Source organism: Schinkia azotoformans LMG 9581, from assembly GCF_000307855.1.
GTDB classification, from domain to species: domain Bacteria; phylum Bacillota; class Bacilli; order Bacillales; family Bacillaceae_J; genus Schinkia; species Schinkia azotoformans.
Map to the genome: position 1 here is coordinate 1 of NZ_AJLR01000044.1, position 17,681 is coordinate 17,681.

The 17,681-nt window shown below is 36.4% G+C and carries 17 protein-coding genes; 11 read left to right on the plus strand and 6 right to left on the minus strand.

The window, feature by feature from the left end; translation table 11 throughout:
• Window positions 1-28: 28 nt before the first annotated feature.
• Entirely contained in the window at window positions 29-1,354 is a 1,326-nt protein-coding gene (locus tag BAZO_RS06475; protein ID WP_003330551.1) for a hemolysin family protein, read from the minus strand.
• 280 nt (window positions 1,355-1,634) lie between these two features.
• On the opposite strand from BAZO_RS06475, the gene BAZO_RS06480 reads away from it, so the two are divergent.
• The 5 genes from BAZO_RS06480 (at window position 1,635) to BAZO_RS06500 (ending at window position 6,698) form a co-directional block, all read left to right on the plus strand.
• The gene (locus BAZO_RS06480; protein WP_003330552.1) at window positions 1,635-2,552 is read left to right on the plus strand and encodes a ketopantoate reductase family protein; all 918 of its coding nucleotides are present in this window, start codon (window positions 1,635-1,637) and stop codon (window positions 2,550-2,552) included.
• A 106-nt stretch (window positions 2,553-2,658) separates the two neighbouring features.
• Complete coding sequence (locus tag BAZO_RS06485) at window positions 2,659-3,567, plus strand: EamA family transporter (protein WP_003330553.1); 909 nt, start codon at window positions 2,659-2,661, stop codon at window positions 3,565-3,567.
• A 250-nt stretch (window positions 3,568-3,817) separates the two neighbouring features.
• Complete coding sequence (desA, locus tag BAZO_RS06490) at window positions 3,818-4,849, plus strand: Delta(5) desaturase DesA (protein ID WP_003330554.1); 1,032 nt, start codon at window positions 3,818-3,820, stop codon at window positions 4,847-4,849.
• A 116-nt stretch (window positions 4,850-4,965) separates the two neighbouring features.
• Complete coding sequence (locus BAZO_RS06495) at window positions 4,966-6,087, plus strand: sensor histidine kinase (RefSeq protein ID WP_003330555.1); 1,122 nt, start codon at window positions 4,966-4,968, stop codon at window positions 6,085-6,087.
• 11 nt (window positions 6,088-6,098) lie between these two features.
• The gene (locus BAZO_RS06500; RefSeq protein WP_003330556.1) at window positions 6,099-6,698 is read left to right on the plus strand and encodes a response regulator transcription factor; all 600 of its coding nucleotides are present in this window, start codon (window positions 6,099-6,101) and stop codon (window positions 6,696-6,698) included.
• A 19-nt stretch (window positions 6,699-6,717) separates the two neighbouring features.
• Here BAZO_RS06500 and BAZO_RS06505 read toward each other — a convergent pair whose 3' ends face one another.
• The 4 genes from BAZO_RS06505 to BAZO_RS06520 form a co-directional block, all read right to left on the minus strand.
• Window positions 6,718-8,019, minus strand: a complete 1,302-nt coding sequence (locus BAZO_RS06505; protein WP_003330557.1) for a putative bifunctional diguanylate cyclase/phosphodiesterase — start codon at window positions 8,017-8,019, stop codon at window positions 6,718-6,720.
• A gap of 149 nt (window positions 8,020-8,168) precedes the next feature.
• The gene (locus BAZO_RS06510; RefSeq protein ID WP_003330558.1) at window positions 8,169-8,915 is read right to left on the minus strand and encodes an amino acid ABC transporter ATP-binding protein; all 747 of its coding nucleotides are present in this window, start codon (window positions 8,913-8,915) and stop codon (window positions 8,169-8,171) included.
• A 14-nt stretch (window positions 8,916-8,929) separates the two neighbouring features.
• Window positions 8,930-9,589 carry an amino acid ABC transporter permease gene (locus tag BAZO_RS06515; protein ID WP_003330561.1) on the minus strand — a complete coding sequence of 220 codons (660 nt, stop codon included), beginning with the start codon at window positions 9,587-9,589 and terminating at the stop codon, window positions 8,930-8,932.
• A gap of 65 nt (window positions 9,590-9,654) precedes the next feature.
• Window positions 9,655-10,461: an amino acid ABC transporter substrate-binding protein gene (locus BAZO_RS06520; RefSeq protein ID WP_003330562.1), complete on the minus strand. Its 807-nt coding sequence runs from the start codon at window positions 10,459-10,461 to the stop codon at window positions 9,655-9,657.
• A gap of 211 nt (window positions 10,462-10,672) precedes the next feature.
• Here BAZO_RS06520 and BAZO_RS06525 point away from each other — a divergent pair, with 211 nt between their 5' ends.
• The 5 genes from BAZO_RS06525 to BAZO_RS06545 all read left to right on the plus strand — a co-directional run bounded on the left by BAZO_RS06525 (window position 10,673) and on the right by BAZO_RS06545 (window position 15,765).
• Window positions 10,673-11,272 (plus strand): undecaprenyl-diphosphatase, encoded by a 600-nt coding sequence (locus BAZO_RS06525; protein WP_003330563.1) that lies wholly within the window; start codon window positions 10,673-10,675, stop codon window positions 11,270-11,272.
• A 69-nt stretch (window positions 11,273-11,341) separates the two neighbouring features.
• Window positions 11,342-12,040: a response regulator transcription factor gene (locus BAZO_RS06530; RefSeq protein WP_003330564.1), complete on the plus strand. Its 699-nt coding sequence runs from the start codon at window positions 11,342-11,344 to the stop codon at window positions 12,038-12,040.
• Window positions 12,041-13,033, plus strand: a complete 993-nt coding sequence (locus BAZO_RS06535; RefSeq protein WP_003330565.1) for a sensor histidine kinase — start codon at window positions 12,041-12,043, stop codon at window positions 13,031-13,033.
• A 76-nt stretch (window positions 13,034-13,109) separates the two neighbouring features.
• Window positions 13,110-13,880: an ABC transporter ATP-binding protein gene (locus tag BAZO_RS06540; protein ID WP_003330566.1), complete on the plus strand. Its 771-nt coding sequence runs from the start codon at window positions 13,110-13,112 to the stop codon at window positions 13,878-13,880.
• Window positions 13,855-15,765, plus strand: coding sequence for an FtsX-like permease family protein (locus BAZO_RS06545; protein WP_003330567.1), 1,911 nt, complete (start codon window positions 13,855-13,857; stop codon window positions 15,763-15,765). Before BAZO_RS06540 ends, BAZO_RS06545 begins: the two co-directional genes overlap by 26 nt.
• Before the next feature lie 39 nt (window positions 15,766-15,804).
• Here the strand turns inward: BAZO_RS06545 and BAZO_RS06550 are convergent, their stop codons facing one another.
• On the minus strand, window positions 15,805-16,215 hold the full coding sequence (locus BAZO_RS06550; protein ID WP_003330568.1) for an RrF2 family transcriptional regulator: 411 nt from the start codon (window positions 16,213-16,215) through the stop codon (window positions 15,805-15,807).
• Between the two features lie 182 nt (window positions 16,216-16,397).
• On the opposite strand from BAZO_RS06550, the gene BAZO_RS06555 reads away from it, so the two are divergent.
• The gene (locus tag BAZO_RS06555) at window positions 16,398-17,294 is read left to right on the plus strand and encodes a sulfite exporter TauE/SafE family protein (RefSeq protein WP_003330569.1); all 897 of its coding nucleotides are present in this window, start codon (window positions 16,398-16,400) and stop codon (window positions 17,292-17,294) included.
• Window positions 17,295-17,681: the final 387 nt, after the last annotated feature.

Below are 17,681 nucleotides of genomic sequence, written 5' to 3' on the forward strand. Positions count from 1 at the left end.
CGGCGATGAGCAAGGCGCTTCCGCTTTTCTATGCTTCTTCCGGAACATTTTCCTTAATACTTACCTTTACTTTGACAATTCTTCGGTCATTCATTTCCTCTACTGCAAAAATAATGTCTTTGTATTCGATAGCAGGACGTTCCTCAACGCCAGGGATATAGCCTAGTTGTCCAATCATAAATCCACTTAATGTATCATAATCCTGTATCGGAAGATCAATATTCAGAATGTCCTCAACTTCATAAAGATTTGTCGTACCTGCCATAATGTAATGATATTCATCAATTTCTTCAATCTCTACTACGTCCATCTCAGGTTCATCATATTCATCGAAAATATTTCCGACGATTTCCTCAATTAAATCCTCAATTGTGATGATTCCATCCGTTCCACCATATTCATCAATTACGATCGCCATATGGACATTATTCTTCTGCATGTCTCTAAATAGTTGGTCAATTTTGATTGATTCCAACACATAATACGGCTCTCGAACCAGTTCACGTAAATTGAAACTCTCCCTGTCTCCGCTTTCAATAAATTGAAACAGGTCTTTAACATGTAAAATACCGACGATATTATCTATTTTTTCATCATATACAGGAAGTCTCGTATATTTTTCCACATTGGCAACATGTAGTGCCTCTTTTAAAGTCGTTTCAACAGGAATCGAAACGATATTCGTTCTATGAGTCATAATATCCGAGACCGTTTTATTATCGAACTCAAAGATATTATTGATCATTTGTTTTTCTGTTTCTAGAATGGTTCCTTTTTCTTGTCCAACATCGACCATCATTCTAATTTCTTCTTCCGTTACATCTTCCTCATCTGCATTTGGGTCGAACCCAAGCATTCTTACCATTAAGTTTGTAGACAAGGTTAAGAACTTTACAAAAGGTGATGTAATTTTTGATAACACTGTTAATGGTGATACGGCAAAAAACGAGATTTGCTCAGCCTTTTGTAATGCGAGCCTTTTTGGAACAAGTTCACCTAGCACTAATGTAAAATAAGATAGGATTAATGTAATAATGATTGTAGAAAGCGTCGCAAGTGTTGATTGCGAGAGCGGCAACCCTAAATTATATAGAAATTCCGCAAGCCTTCCTGCAAAGCTACCGGCTGCAAAAGCACTCGCTAAAAATCCAGCAAGTGTAATACCAATCTGTATCGTTGCTAAAAAACGGCTTGGCTCATTTAAAAGTGTTTGTACCATTTTCGCCTTTTTATGTCCACTGTCTGCCATCAACTTTATTTTATTATCGTTCAAGGAAACCAGTGCCATTTCTGACGCTGCAAAAAATGCATTCAAAAGAATCAGTACAATGAGTACCAATATTTCGGTGCCCAAATAATCTACCTCCAGGTAATGTATAATGTAATCAATAATACTTTATCAGATTTACGTAAAATTGTATAATGACAACTTCGAAAAATAACTACTTTTAGTGTTTACTTTTTAAATTTTATCATTCTAATATGGATAGCAAGTTGACTTATTTCAAAAACATTTTAATTTTCCATGTATTGACACCTTCTTTCGATGTATATAATCAACTTATTTTATATGATTGATAATTTCATGATAAGATTTTCATAACAACATTACAAAGAAAGGGTTTGAAGTTGCCATGGAAATCAAGAAAGTTTCAATTATTGGTTTAGGTGCATTGGGAATTTTATTTGGACATCATTTATCGAAAAGAATGCCAAAAAAAGATTTAAGAATTATCGCTGATAAAAACCGAATCCAAAAATACCAAACCGATGGTGTGTATTGCAATGATGAACGCTGTGATTTCAACTATATTTCCCCAGAAGAGGCTTGCGAGCCAGCCGATTTGCTTATTTTTACAGTTAAGTTTAATGGACTACAAGATGCCATTAAGGCTGTGAAAAATCATGTTGGGGAAAATACTATCATCATTTCTGCACTTAATGGGATTTCCAGTGAAGGAGTAATCGGCGATGCTTATGGAACGGACAAAGTGTTATATTGTGTCGCCCAAGGCATGGATGCAGTTAAGGTAGGGAACAAGCTTACGTATGCAAATATGGGAATGCTTGTTTTTGGTGACCGGGAACCGGGAATTATTTCTGAAAAAGTAAAAGCAGTTAAGGCGTTTTTTGAAAAAACGGAATTCGCCCATGAGGTTCTGACTGATATGAAGGAGAAATTGTGGGGGAAATTCATGCTGAATGTCGGGGTCAATCAAACAGTTGCCGTTTATGAGAGCAATTATGGTGAAATTCAAAAGGACGGCCCTGCAAGAGATATGATGATCGCAGCTATGAGAGAAGTTGCTATGCTCTCTGAAAAAGAAGGGATCACCTTAACGGAAGATGACATTACATATTGGCTAGATGTATTAAGTAAATTAAGCCCTGAAGGAAAACCATCAATGGCGCAGGATGTTGAAGCTAGACGTTTCAGTGAAGTTGATTTATTTGCGGGAACAGTTTTGGAGTTGGGTAGGAAATACGATATTCCCACGCCTGTAAATAAAGAGCTTTATGATAGGATTACAAAAATTGAAAGTGAATATTAACCATGTTATAGAAATAATCAATTTTTCCATTTATAATTAGGTGTGATTTATATCACACCATTTTTGTTTTCAAAAAACAGAAAATACATCACAAGGAGATCAATTTATGTGGTTTGTTTTTGCACTTTTAACAGCATTAGCATGGGGCGGTGCTGACCTATTTTATAAAAAAGGATCCGATAGCCATGATAAATACAGTCATCTTAAAATCGTAGCTATTGTTGGTTTAGTGATGGGGGTACATGGTACTGGGTACATGCTTATTAAAGACCTCACATTCGATCCAATGGACATGGTAAGATACTTGCCTGTTTCCGGACTTTATATTTTATCGATGACCATCGGTTACATTGGTTTAAGATATATTGAGCTTTCCATTGCATCTCCTGTACAAAACTCTTCTGGAGCCGTTACTGCCATTTTATTATTTATCTTTTTTCCACAGGACCTCGGGTTCTTTGATATTGCAGGAATTGTAATCATAACGTTTGGCGTCGTTGGTCTCGCCTTTTTAGAAAAGAAAGCAGAGGGTGAGGCGCTCAAATTAAGTGCCGTTCAAATTGATAAAAAATATCAAATCGGCTTTTTGGCCATTACCTTCCCAATTATCTATTGTGTTATAGATGGTTTAGGAACGTTTGCCGACGGAATTTATCTTGATGAAATGAAGCTGATAAGTGAGGAGGCGGCTCTTCTTGCCTACGAATTTACCTTTTTCATTTGTGCTGTCTTTACATTTATATTTTTAAAAGGATTTAAAAAGGTGCAGTTTCATATTTTTAAAGAACGTGATAAGGGGCTAGCGGCCATTTTAGAAACAACCGGGCAGTTTTTCTATGTTTTTGCAATGGCAAAAAACGCTATTATTGCAGCGCCACTTATTGCCTCTTATAGCATTTTTTCTGTGATATTGTCACGAATGATTCTTAAGGAAAAGCTTAGCAACAAGCACTATGCAGTTATTGTCGTTGTGATGCTTGGAATTATTCTGCTCGGGATTGCAGATGAACTATGAAAAACGCCTGATTAAAGTATTTTGGAAAGCATCCTTACTTTAATCAGGCTGTATTTTTCATTTTAAATTCCTTTCTTCCGCTTTATCCAAATTCCGTATGATAACAATTTTAATTTGTCCCCCAATTAATAGTTTCATGCAATATGACATTTGTCATATCTGCCACATGACAGGTATGTCTGCACAAACTCCTTTTAAGACCTTATTATTATAATTACTAAATCAAAAAATATGGAAAGGGAATAAAATAATGGCAAAACAAAATCAAATGATGCTAAGAAAACAAATGGTTCCTTATGAGAAATCAGAAATGAAAAAGAGTATTTTTCAAATATTAAACACAGTTTTACCGTTTTTCCTAGTGTGGTTTTTGGCTTACAAAAGCTTATCCATTTCCTATTTCCTTACTCTAGCACTTGCGATTATTGGTGCAGGTCTATTAACAAGAATTTTTATAATATTTCATGACTGTTGTCACTATTCTTTTTTCAAAAGTCGAAAAGCCAATGATATTCTTGGGACTATTACGGGAATTATTACAATATTCCCGTATCGAAAATGGCAGCATGATCATTCTGTTCACCATGCTTCGAGTGGTAATCTAGATAAACGCGGTGTGGGTGATATTTCAGTTCTTACGGTCGATGAATATTTAAAGTCATCTACATGGACTAAAATCTCTTATCGCCTTTATCGAAATCCATTTATTATGCTAATTCTTGGCCCAATCTATGTTTTTTTACTAAAAAATCGTTTTAACCATCGAAATGCAAGAGCAAAGGAACGTCTGAACACTTACATTACAAATATTGCGATTGCAGCAATTGTAACAGTATTTTGCCTTACGATTGGATGGCAAAGCTTCCTCTTAGTACAGGGCCCTATCTTTTTTATCTCAGGGGTAGCTGGAATTTGGCTTTTTTATGTCCAGCATACTTATGAGGATTCCTACTTTGAGCCGGATGAGCATTGGGATTATGTAAAAGCCGCAGTAGAAGGCAGTTCTTTTTACAAACTCCCTAAGGTCTTACAATGGATTACAGGGAACATCGGCTTTCATCATGTTCATCATTTAAGCCCAAAGGTTCCAAATTATCATCTTGAAGAGGCCCATAATAATACTGAAGCTTTGCAAAACGTCCCAACGATTACATTATCAACAAGTCTTAGCTGTTTAAAATTTCACCTTTGGGATGAGCAAGAAAAAAGATTCGTCTCTTTTAAACATCTTAGGACTTTGCCTAAAACAAAAATAAATCAGATTTCCGTTCAATCTAAATAGTTTCGTTAAAAATGTCCTCTCCTACTTCTTATCATAAAGATATTTGTAAGTAGTTGAGGATTTTTATGATAGGATTATACTAATATCAAATAAGTTTAGGACAAGAGGTTTATTTTATGTTCAAAAGGTATATTACCTTTCACAAAAATCATGGTATGTCACCTTACATATGGACAATTCTATATGTCTTACCGTTTTATTATATTTTTCAATTAGATTCTACTACTGAAATAGTTGTTGGTATATTACTTACGGTCTTGTTTTTTGCCATCTATCAAGTTGCCTTTTATTCTAAAGGATGGCTCGTCTACATATGGACTATTATTTTAATTGGGATTTCAGGGGTCACAACTAGCTTCTTTAGCTATATATATTTCGCCTTTTTTTTGGTACATTTTATCGGAAATATAAAAAAACAATCAACATTCCTTATTCTCTACATCGTTCATCTATTAAGCACTACCGTTTCGATTTATTTTAGTATTACACAGCATGGCAGTCTTTTTCTAAAGCAGCTGCCGTTTGTCATTATTGTGTGGATCAGTGTCATTCTTCTGCCCTTTAATATTCACAATAAAAATCAGAGAGGTCAGCTGGAAGAGAAGCTCCAGGATGCTAATAAAAGATTAGCGGAACTAAGTAAAATAGAGGAACGTCAAAGAATCGCCCGAGACCTCCATGATACACTTGGACAAAAGCTATCATTAATTGGCCTTAAAAGTGACCTTGCACGAAAATTAGTCAATAAAAATCCCGAGCAGGCTCGAAAAGAGCTAAAGGATGTCCAACAAACTGCACGGACAGCATTAAATGAAGTTCGTAAATTAGTTTCCTCAATGAGAGTCGTTAGTTTAAAAGATGAGATTGTATTAGTTACACAAATTTTAAATGCTGCTAAAATTGACTTTGAAGGTGTCAACCATTTTAAGCTGACCAATGTAAATTTATTGACCGAAAATATTTTAGGTATGTGTTTAAAAGAGGCGGTAACGAATATTGTTAAACATAGCGGTGCCACGATATGCTCCATTTCGATTGAACAAACATGGAAGGAAATCATCATGACGGTAAAGGATAATGGCACTTTTAAAGAACCTTGCGAATCAGAAGTGAAAGGGTCCGGGTTAGCCGGAATGAAGGAACGTCTGGAATTTGTGAACGGAAGTCTAGAAATTTTAAAAAACAAAGGGACAACTTTAATTATTCGTGTCCCTAATGATGTAAAACAGGTCGATTAGGAGGGGTGAAGATGATAAATATTGTTATTGCAGAGGATCAGCAGCTATTACTTGGAGCTTTCGGATCTTTACTCGAACTTGAAGACGATATGAAGGTCGTCGGAAAAGCTTCAAATGGCGACGAGGCAATAGCACTTGTTCGTAAATTCCAGCCAGATGTTTGTATTATGGATATTGAAATGCCCGGTAGAACAGGACTGGATGCAGCTGAAGAGCTTAAGGGCTCCGATTGTAAAATTATTATCTTAACTACCTTTGCCCGAACAGGTTATTTTCAGCGAGCTTTAAAAGCAGGTGTAAATGGTTATTTATTGAAGGACAGCCCAAGCGAGGAATTAGCCAACTCAATCCGCAGCGTTGTCGCAGGTAAACGGATTTACGCACCTGAGTTAATCGAAGTTGCTTATGGCGAAGGAAACCCGCTGACTGATCGGGAAATCGAAGTCCTTGGCCTCGTTGCTGACGGAAAAAACACAAAGGAAATTGCCGATGAATTAAGCATAAAAGCAGGAACCGTTCGCAATTATATCTCAACGATTCTTGATAAACTTGAAGTAAAAAATCGAATAGAAGCAATTAAGCAATCAAAGGAAAAGGGCTGGTTTAAATAAGTAAAACTCCAGCCTTTTTTCAGCACTGGAGTCGTAAATATGCCTCCATATTTTTCACTGATAATGGCTTACTAAAGTAATAGCCTTGCCCAATATTACAATTGCATTGTTTCATAAAAGTCAATTGGTCCTTACTTTCAATTCCTTCTGCAACTAACTCCATATCCAATTCTTTTCCCATTTGAACAATCATCTTTGTTAGAATCCCAGTTTTTCTATCAGTAAGAACTTGTTTGACAAATGATTTATCAATTTTTAAACAATCAAAAGGCAATTGATTTAAAACATTTAATGATGAAAAACCTGTACCGAAATCATCTAATGCTACTGTAATGCCAATCGCTTTCAACTGGCTAATCATATCAAGGGCTCTGCCTATATTATTCATAACGCTTTCAGTAATTTCTAACTCAATTAATTCCGGATCTAATTGGTATAGATCAAGCATTTCTTTAATAAAATCGACAAAATTGGAAGTGTAAAATTGCAGAGGGGAAACATTTAATGCCAATTTTTTAAAATGAACCCCTTGTTTATTCCATTCTTTAGCTTGTCTAAACCCTTCATTAATAACCCACTTGCCAATTGGAATAATTTCCTTTGTATTCTCAGCGATCGGAATAAATTCTCCTGGTGATACGATTCCATAAGATGGGTGATTCCATCTTATCAATCCTTCAATTCCGGCGAGTTTATTATTTTGCAAATTTACTTTAGGCTGATAGGTTAAAAGCAGTTCATTATTTTCAATCGCCCTCTGTATATCTAGCTCAAGTCTTATTGCTTTTTTGGCAATTTTATCTAGAAAAGAATTATAATAACAAAACTCATTACTGAGATTATCCTTGGCAAAGCTTAAGGCTAAATGTGCATTTTTTAATATCGTTTCAACATCATGGTTGTCTGATGCTGCACAGCGATTAATCCCGATACTGATTGACACATGTAAGTGTAAATCATCGTATACCTCAATTGGGTCTCTAAAGTTAAAAACTAACCTATTTGCGATTAATTCGATTTGTTCAATATTTTTTTCTTTAAATAAAAGGATTCCGAAATTATCGCCATGCAGTCTTGCAACAATCCCTTCATCCCCAACACAGTATACTAATCGCTCTGCCGCTTTTTTTATAACTACATCACCAACAGTAAAACCATAGGCATCATTAATAAATTTTACACGTTTTAAGTCAACAAACATGATTGTTAAATTTTCATTAGTACTGAATAATTCTTTTCTTAAGTAACTTTCAAATCTTTCTCTATTTAACAGACCTGTTAATTGGTCAAAACCATCTAATTCATGAATCCTATTTAGCACAAGAATCTTCACCCCACATATAGGTAAAAGTATTAATTTTTATATATTTTACATGCTATAACTACATATTAAATGATATTGAAAACTAAATATATAAAATTCAACACAAAAACTCCTTAATAAAACAATAAGGAGTTTGATGTTAATATTTATTTCAAACTGCGATTCAAAAACGCTTTCGTTCTTTCATGTTTAGGATTTTCAAATAGTTCTGTTGGATGGGCAGATTCAACGATTTCGCCATTATCCATGAAAACAACGCGATTTGCTACCTCTTTTGCAAATCCCATTTCATGCGTTACAACGATCATGGTCATATGCTCTTTTGCCAGATCCTTCATTACTTGAAGAACCTCGCCTGTTAATTCTGGGTCTAAAGCAGAGGTTGGCTCGTCAAATAACAGAATATCAGGATTCATCATCAGCGCCCTGGCGATCGCCACCCTTTGTTTTTGGCCGCCGGAAAGTCTCGCCGGATAGGACTGAGCCCAATTTGTAAGACCTATTTTCTCTAAAAGTTCCACACTTCTCTTTTGAATGTCTTGAATCGACTCTTTTTTTAACAAACGTGGCGCCATTTCCAAGTTTTCTTTCACAGTCAAATGTGGGAATAGATTAAAATGCTGGAAGACCATCCCCATTTTGGCTGAAATTCTTTTTAATTCTTGGGGGCTTGAATATTGACCGTCTTTTACTAAATAGTCCCCATCGACACAAATACTGCCACCATTTATTTCCTCAAGATGAACAAGACTGCGGAGCATTGTACTTTTACCTGAACCTGAAGGTCCGATCACGGCCACAACATCGTTTTTATTTACATCAAATGTAATTTGTTTTAGTACTTCTAAAGTGCCATACGACTTTTTGAGGTTGGATACTTCAATGATTGCCATATCATCACCCCTCCCTATTCAAACTTAAACCTTTGTTCAAGTCGTTTAAAGAACAATGTTAATAGTAGTGTCATAATTAAATAAATGATACCAGCAACGAAGAATGGAACGATTGTAAAGTCCCGGTTAACGGCAGTCTGGGCAAAGTGCAATAACTCCGGTACCGCAACTGCGTATAAAAGTGCTGTATCCTTAACAAGTGTCACGGATTCATTTGCTACAGCCGGAAGAGCAATTCGGAACATTTGCGGTAAAATAATCCGCGTAGTTGTCTGCCATTTATTCAATCCTAGAACTTGAGCCGCCTCGTATTGTCCTTTATCAATAGCAAGGAGTCCTCCGCGAAAGATCTCGGCAAAATAAGCGGCATAGTTCAGGATAAAGCCTAGACATGCAGCCACGAACCGGTCTAATACTAAATATTCACCTACGACAGGCAGCATTGGCAGTCCGAAGCAAATTAGCAAAAGTTGAAGCAATAGCGGTGTTCCGCGCATAACATAAATGTAGGCATGAGCCAACCATGAAACAAGCTTGAATCTACTTTTTACAGCTAATGTTAAAGCAAACCCAAGCGGGATTGAAGTAACAATAGCAATAAAAAACAACAGGACTGTCATTTGTGCCCCTTCGAGCATTGGCTTTAGTATTGTAATTAAATAATCTAAAGACATGAAAGGATTCCTCCAAAAAAAGGGGCGGTCTCAGGTAGACTGCCCTTTTTAGCTTTTATTCAAAATTACTTAAGAACTTTATCTTCTCCAAACCACTTAGTTGAGATTTCTGCTGCTGTACCATCTTCATTCATTTCATCAAGTGCTTTTTGAAGTTTCTCTAAAAGCTCTTCATTCCCTTTTTTCACACCGATTCCATACTCTTCAGGTTCTAGCGTTTCATCAAGTACTTTAAATGTACCCTCTTGTTCAGCCATGTAATAATCAATTACAACTTCATCAATAACTACTGCATCCAGACGTCCACTTCTTAAGTCATTCAATGCTAGCACATTATCAGCAAACTCTGTTACTGTCTTAATTTTCTCCGCAATCGGATTCGCACTTAAAGCATCAGATGCAGATGAAAGTGATTGAAGTCCAACTACTTTACCTTCTAGGTCATTTAATGTTGCAATATCTGAATCAGCCAATGTAACAACAACCTGTGCATTTGCTAAATATGGCTTTGTGAAAAGAACTTTCTCTTTACGCTCATCAGTAATAGTGTATCCGTTCCAAATTAAGTCGATACGTCCACTGGCAAGCTCAGATTCTTTTGTTTTCCAATCAATTGGTTGGAATTTTGGTTCTAGTCCCATTTTTTCCGCTGCTGCTTTTGCAAGATCAATATCAAAACCAACAATTTCATTTTTCTCGTCACGGAATCCCATTGGTGCAAATTTATCATCAATACCGATCACCAACGGTTTTGTTTCTTGTTCAGGAGTTCCCTCTTTCTCTTCGGTAGTTGAACCTGTATTAGAGGAGCAACCTGTAACAATTAAAAATACTGCTGCCATTACTAGAATAATAGACGCAAAACGCTTCATATTCAGTAAACCACCTTTTTATGTTTATTTTTTTATTATTTCGCTTTAATACACTACCACATTATAACACTATAATATCGTATAAAACAATATCATTACCATGAATCTTACAACCTTACAAAATTGTAAGTTTATGTAAGGGAAAGCGATGTTTATTTTGTTTCAACCAAAATAAAATGAATCATATATTGAAATGGGGAGGCACAACTAAATGGCTCTTTCAGAAGCAAATATTTATCTATTTAGATTAATCAATGACTTAGGGAAACAGTATCCACATTTTAACTCGTCTTTCGTGTTTATTGCCGAATACATGGTTTATTTCCTTGCATTGTCTGTTATCTATTTTTGGTTTAGACGTAACGAACATAGTAGAATAATGGTCATATGTGCCGGTTCAACTTTTATCGTTTCTGAAATGATTGGAAAGATAGCTGGAAAAATTCATTCAAACTATCAACCCTTTTCCGAGCTGCCAAATGTGAATCAATTAATAGAAAAGGCAGTAGATAATTCATTTCCTAGTGATCATACGATTTTGTTCTTTTCATTTTGTATGACATTTTGGCTATTCAAAAAAGGAAGTGGACTTCTATGGTTGCTTCTTGCTATTATAGTTGGTATTTCTCGAATTTGGGTCGGCGTTCATTATCCGGCTGACGTTATCGTTGGGGCAGTGATTAGCATATTCTCTACGATCGTTGTCTACTTCACTTTACCGAAGTTAACGTTTATCAATCATGCTCTTGAACTCTATGAAAAAATCGAGCGTTATGTATCACGTCCAAAAATAAAAACAAAAGATTTCTAAGTAGCTGGATGATTTTTGTCCAGCTTTTTTTGGTAAACTTTTAAAGAAGGAACTATGAGGAGAATGCACATGTTTAAAATATTCATTGTTGAAGATGACAAACAGCTTGTACGCTTATTGGATAATAATTTAACTAAATTCGGGTTTGAAACAAAATCAGTAGATGATTTTGAAACAGTAAGAGCACAATTTGAACAATATCAACCCCATCTTGTGTTATTAGACGTCAATCTCCCTAATTTTGATGGCTTTTATTGGTGCCGCCAAATTCGGACGATCTCGACATGTCCGATTCTATTCATCTCTGCCCGGGATAGTAAGATGGACCAAGTCATGGCTCTGGAAAACGGAGCGGATGATTATATAACAAAACCATTCGAATATGAGATTGTCATTGCAAAAATTAATAGCCAGCTAAGAAGGGCCTACGGTTCTTATGCGATATCCAATAATGAAAGAACAACGACTGTTAATGGATTGAAGCTTGATGTGGAGAAAATGAAGCTTTCACTACAAGAGAATGAAATTGAGCTCAGCCATACGGAAGCGAAAATTTTAGATGAATTAATGAAAAAAACTGAACGACTTGTGAGCCGGGACCGTCTTTTAGAAAAAATTTGGGATGATCAAGTGTTCGTGGATGACAACACTTTAAATGTTTATATTACACGTGTTCGGAAGAAATTGACGTCATTAGGTATTCACGATGCCATTCAAACCATTCGAGGCCAAGGCTATCGGCTGCTTCCAAACTGGGAGGAAGAATAGATGAAGCTTTTTATTCGTGACCTACTTCCATTTATTTTTGTATATTTCATGCAAATCGGAATTATAACAGGGGTTTACTGGCTAGATGGCTACGAAAATTTAAAAATAAGCTTATATGCTGCCCTATTGAGCATCATTTTACTCGTTTTCTATCTTTTTATCCGTTATCGTACACATCGTTTTTTTTACAAACGACTTGAAACACCATTAGCATCATTGGATGAATTTCCTGAAAAGGTGGAAAAAACACCGCTGTCTAAAAGCTTGCACCAACTTCTGACAAGTCAATTTCGATTTTATAAAACTGATATTCATCGTTATAAATATAAGTTAGAAGGCCATATCCAATTTATCAATCAGTGGGTCCACCAAATGAAGACACCTCTTTCCGTCATCCATCTGCTGATCCAAGACGAAGATGATTCCCGCTTTACGATAATTGGGGATGAACTGGACAAATTGAAGAAGGGATTGGAAATGGCATTGTATACTGCTCGTTTGGATTCCTTTGAACACGACTTTTATGTGGAATCGCTTGATCTCGAGGCCATTGTTCGTTCTGTCACCTCCGATCAAAAACGTCTGTTTATTCGCAAACGCGTCTTCCCGTCCATCCATTTTGATGAAAAAATTACGGTTGCTTCCGATGAAAAATGGCTTTCTTTTGTTTTAACACAAATTATTACGAATGCTATTAAATATACAATCCATGAGAATCAAAAAATTCATTTTCGTGGCTACAAACAAAATAACCAAGTCATTTTAGAAATACGAGATGAGGGTGTAGGGATTCCCAAAAGCGATTTGCCTCGAATCTTTGCCCCCTATTTTACTGGTGAGAATGGGCGGAATTTTCAAGAGTCAACGGGTATGGGACTTTATTTAACTAAGCAAATATGCGACAAACTCGGAATTAATATCGACATTGAATCGGCTCCTAATGAAGGGACCACTGTAAAACTAAATTTTAATTCTTACAAAGTTGTAAGCTAACTGTAAGTTTAAGAAATAGTTGTTCCTCCTTGCACTGGATAAAATGAAGATAGAAACGGTTTTAGGAGTGATGAGTTTGTCAATTTTAGCTGTAAAGCATATCGAAAAAATTTATGAAGGCAAGGTTGCCCATAAAGCTTTAAATAATATCAATTTTTCAATTGAAAAGGGTGAATTTGTTGGCATTATGGGGCCTTCGGGTAGTGGAAAAACGACCTTACTGAATCTTATTGCAACAATCGATCAACCAACTGCAGGAGAGATTGTAATTAACGGAAAAAACCCTCATCTTTTAAATCGAAAAGAAACCGCCTTGTTTAGACGACATGAACTTGGTTTTGTTTTTCAAAACTTTAATCTGTTAGAAACTTTAACGATTGAGGAAAATATTATCCTTCCACTAACACTGGATGGGGAGAGGATTAGTGAGATGGAACAAAGATTACAAACCATAGCCAAAAAGCTGGGGATTGAGCAAATATTAAAAAAGCGGACATATGAAATTTCCGGCGGGCAAATGCAGCGCACGGCCATTGCACGGGCGATTATTCATCATCCTTCGCTTATTTTGGCGGATGAACCTACAGGGAACTTGGATTCAAAAGCATCCAAAGATGTAATGGAAACCCTCTCTTCTATTAATAGAGAGGATGGGGCAACTGTTTTAATGGTAACCCATGATGCTGTTGCTGCCAGCTATTGTCACCGTGTCATTTTTATAAAAGACGGTCAGCTTTATAACGAGATTTACCGAGGCGATAACCGCCAAGCATTTTTCCAAAAGATTATTGATATGCTGGCTCTATTAGGAGGGGATAGTCTTGACCTTTCCACAGTTCGTCTTTAGAAATGTCAGCCGTAATAAAAGAACTTATGCTGCCTATTTCTTTAGCAGTGCCTTTTCTGTCTTGATTTTCTTTGTTTATGCCCTTTTTATTTTCCACCCTGATATTAAAGAGGGGGTTACACAGGCACTTGCCATACAGTTAATGATAATAGCAGAAGTCATTATGTATGTATTTTCTTTCTTGTTTGTTCTATATTCTGTCAGCACTTTTTTAAAATCACGAAAACGGGAATTTGGAATTCTGATGATACACGGGATGACAAAAAGCCAATTAAATGCCATGGTCTTTTTGGAAAATATGTTAATTGGGATCGGGGCCATTGTTGCCGGCATTGGCGCAGGCATGTTGACTGGCAAACTATTTTTAATGATAGGGGCAAGGATGATCGGAATACCACCTTTACCTTTTTATTTATCAGGTAAAGCACTACTTCTTACGATCTGTGCATTTGTAATTTTATTCTTAACTATTTCATTTGTCACTACATTCCTTGTAAAAACAAATAAGTTAATTGATCTATTCCAAGCGAATGAAAGGCCAAAAAAAGAACCGAAAGTATCCACTTTCCTATCGATTCTTTCAGCATTCTTACTTACAATCAGCTATATTTTAGCGGCAACAGCCACATTGCAGACCTTATTCTTTCTCATGTTGCCTGTTATCACGATGACGGTTATTGGTACGTATTTCTTTTACACACAACTGTCCGTATTCATTACAAAAATGCTACAAAAAAACCGGATGGTGTTTTGGAAAAAAACAAACTTACTTACAATCTCCAGTCTAGCGTACCGCTTAAAGGATAATGCCCGAATGTTTTTCATGGTCACTATTGTTTCCACCGTTGCCTTTTGTGCAGTTGGTGCTCTAGCATCTATGAATGTGATGAACAAGCAAATTGCAAGTGAATATCCGGCTGCTGTCACATATCTGGCAATGGATGATCAACCGGTTCACAAGCAACATTTACAGCAGATTGAAGATGAGTTGACTAATAAAAATATTGAGTTCACAACCAATCAAGTACCGGTAAAATTTATCGAGTTTGCATCCACAACAAATGCTTATCCTTCGAAGCAGCTGGCTGTTCTTTCTTTTTCTAGCTATAAAAAGATTTCGGAAGCGGCGGGCTACGGCGGATATTCTGAAAAACCACCTGCTGCCGAGGAGGCTTTGGCTATGCGGCAAGCAACACTTGAACGCTTTAAATCATCGACTTATACATTAAAGCAAAACCAATTTCAGCTTCAAACAACGAATCTTTCAAAACATGTGACCACTCCATTTACAATCATTCAGGACGATGGACTTATTGTAAGTGATGAGTTATTTGAAAAGCTTTCGGCTGTTAAGACCGGTTTACTCACCGGCTTTTATACCAATGATCTTAAAGCCACTGCGGGAATAGGAGCAAATCTTACGGAAAACGGAAGAGCCTTTCTTTCAAAAGAAAACCCTTTTGCCATGACTGTCAGCGGAACGATTTACGAAATTCAAATAAACATGTATAAAATGATGCTATTTGTTGCCTTCTTAATTGGCGCCGTCTTCTTTATTGCGGCAGGAAGCTTCTTATACTTTAGACTTTATGCTGATTTAGAGTATGATCTGCGCCATTATTTAACGATTAAGAAAGTGGGCTTAACCGACCAAGAATTGAATATAATCATTACCCGCCAATTAGCCTTACTGTTTTTTATCCCGGTTATTGTAGCAATTGTCCATAGTTCTTTTGCCTTTATGGCATTGCAAAGTCTTTACACATTATCAATTGCTGGGGAGATGGCGGTTGTACTTGGTAGCTTTCTAGTTGCTCAGCTTGTATACTTTTTCGTGATGCGATTTCGATATCTACAAAGTCTTAGAAATTCGTTAATCATCTAAATGCAATCCATTCTTGCTTCTGTGAGAATGGATTTTTTTCTATAGATCGCCCTTTAGCAAATCATTTAAAGTAGTATGATCTAATAAATTGGCAACTGTATCTCTTACAAGGGCCCATAGAGGTTTTAATAAACAACCCGCCTCAATCGGACAACTTTCATATGAAGTAACACTTACACACCCCATCGGAGCAAGTGGGCCCTCTAAATTCCGAATAACCTCTCCAATGTTTATTTCATCAGGACTTCTGCTTAATTTATAACCTCCATTCACACCTCTTCTGCTTTGTACGTATCCATTTCGTTTTAATTGTAAAAGAATTTGTTCTAAATAATTGACTGGTACTAGTGTTTTATCAGAAATTTCCTCGATTGTAATAACCTCATTATGTTTTGTGCCCAAATATATTAAAGCACGCAAAGCATATTCTCCCCGACTTGAAATTTTCATGTCACACTCTCCCTTAGTTGGCCTTGTGATAGTAGCCCTTTTTTGTTAATTAAAGAACCCACCCATAGGATTCATCATACTGTAGATTTAGAAACTTGATTAGTTTAATCAACAATTAAGGAGTTTTTACCCCATCTTATTTCTAGTCTATTCGGTTATGTAAAAAAAAGGAGAGATAAATTTTGAGAAGGTTAGTTTTACTCGCATTAATTGGTTTAGTAGCACAATTAGTTGATGGTTCTTTAGGAATGGCCTATGGGGTAACATCCTCATCGTTACTGCTTATGTTTGGAATTGCACCAGCGGTTGTTTCGGCATCCGTTCATATGGCAGAGGTAGTAACAACTGCTGCATCTGGTGTCTCCCATATCCGCTTTGGAAATGTCGATAAACAGGTTGTCTATAAATTAATAATACCTGGTTCCATCGGGGCTTTTCTAGGCGCCTGTTTCTTGGGCAGTATACCCGGGGATGTCATTAAACCATATGTATCCTTCTTTTTACTACTGTTAGGCGTTTTTGTAATATACCGGTTCCTCTTTAAATTTAATCCCGCACAGCAGCTATCAAAGAAAACGATGCCCAAAAAACATTTTTTACCCTTAGGGTTTATAGCGGGCTTTTTTGATGCAACCGGTGGAGGTGGATGGGGGCCAATTGCTACCCCGGTGTTATTAACGAGTAACAGGATGGAACCAAGAAAAGTAATCGGTTCCGTTGATACAAGCGAATTTGCCATTGCTGTATCCTCCACATTAGGATTTTTAATAACTTTAGGATGGTCACAGATCAATATTCAATGGGTTATTGCCTTAATTATCGGCGGGATTATTGCAGCCCCAATTGCTGCTTGGTTAGTAAAGATTATTCCGACTAATCTATTAGGCACTCTCGTGGGCGGAATTATTATTATTACTAATATTAGGACATTATTAGCAGCATTAGACGTATCCTATTTAGGGAGCCTTTACACCTACATTGTGCTTGCCGCACTTTGGATGATCGCTGTAGGAAATGTAGTTTGGAAGATAAGGAAAAATAGTTACAGCAATCAACAAAGACGACTAAAATCATTATGATTTAGTCGTCTCCGGCATTATTTCTCTTCCCTTGCTTTTTATATTGTTGCCCCAACTAAAAATCCTTCAGCGGTGGCGTCAATAATACGTCTCGGTTGATTTACATCTCCGATTGTTTGTACATTATTGTATTTTGCTTTTAATTCATCAATAAAATGATTGTTTGGTGTGTATCCAGCCGCAATAATGACATGATTGACTGGAATTTCACGATCTTCAAGGATTACTTTATCTTCTTTAATTTCAACTACTTTTGCACTTGTAATTTGTTGAACGTTTCTTTTTGCCAGATATTCAAAAAGGTGACCATAGACAAATGAGGTGGGATTGTTGTTGATGATAAGTCCGGTTACGGTTTCTATAACCGAGTCGGGAATTGGCTAGTTT

What these genes read in the sequence shown, in the direction of transcription:
- BAZO_RS06525 (WP_003330563.1), top strand. Translation starts at nt 10,673, where the DNA reads ATGGCTCTTTCAGAAGCAAATATTTATCTATTTAGATTAATCAATGAC.
- BAZO_RS06480 (WP_003330552.1), top strand. Translation starts at nt 1,635, where the DNA reads ATGGAAATCAAGAAAGTTTCAATTATTGGTTTAGGTGCATTGGGAATT.
- BAZO_RS06510 (WP_003330558.1), bottom strand. Translation starts at nt 8,915, where the DNA reads ATGGCAATCATTGAAGTATCCAACCTCAAAAAGTCGTATGGCACTTTA.
- BAZO_RS06530 (WP_003330564.1), top strand. Translation starts at nt 11,342, where the DNA reads ATGTTTAAAATATTCATTGTTGAAGATGACAAACAGCTTGTACGCTTA.
- desA (WP_003330554.1), top strand. Translation starts at nt 3,818, where the DNA reads ATGGCAAAACAAAATCAAATGATGCTAAGAAAACAAATGGTTCCTTAT.
- BAZO_RS06495 (WP_003330555.1), top strand. Translation starts at nt 4,966, where the DNA reads ATGTTCAAAAGGTATATTACCTTTCACAAAAATCATGGTATGTCACCT.
- BAZO_RS06520 (WP_003330562.1), bottom strand. Translation starts at nt 10,461, where the DNA reads ATGAAGCGTTTTGCGTCTATTATTCTAGTAATGGCAGCAGTATTTTTA.
- BAZO_RS06535 (WP_003330565.1), top strand. Translation starts at nt 12,041, where the DNA reads ATGAAGCTTTTTATTCGTGACCTACTTCCATTTATTTTTGTATATTTC.
- BAZO_RS06500 (WP_003330556.1), top strand. Translation starts at nt 6,099, where the DNA reads ATGATAAATATTGTTATTGCAGAGGATCAGCAGCTATTACTTGGAGCT.
- BAZO_RS06485 (WP_003330553.1), top strand. Translation starts at nt 2,659, where the DNA reads ATGTGGTTTGTTTTTGCACTTTTAACAGCATTAGCATGGGGCGGTGCT.
- BAZO_RS06550 (WP_003330568.1), bottom strand. Translation starts at nt 16,215, where the DNA reads ATGAAAATTTCAAGTCGGGGAGAATATGCTTTGCGTGCTTTAATATAT.
- BAZO_RS06515 (WP_003330561.1), bottom strand. Translation starts at nt 9,589, where the DNA reads ATGTCTTTAGATTATTTAATTACAATACTAAAGCCAATGCTCGAAGGG.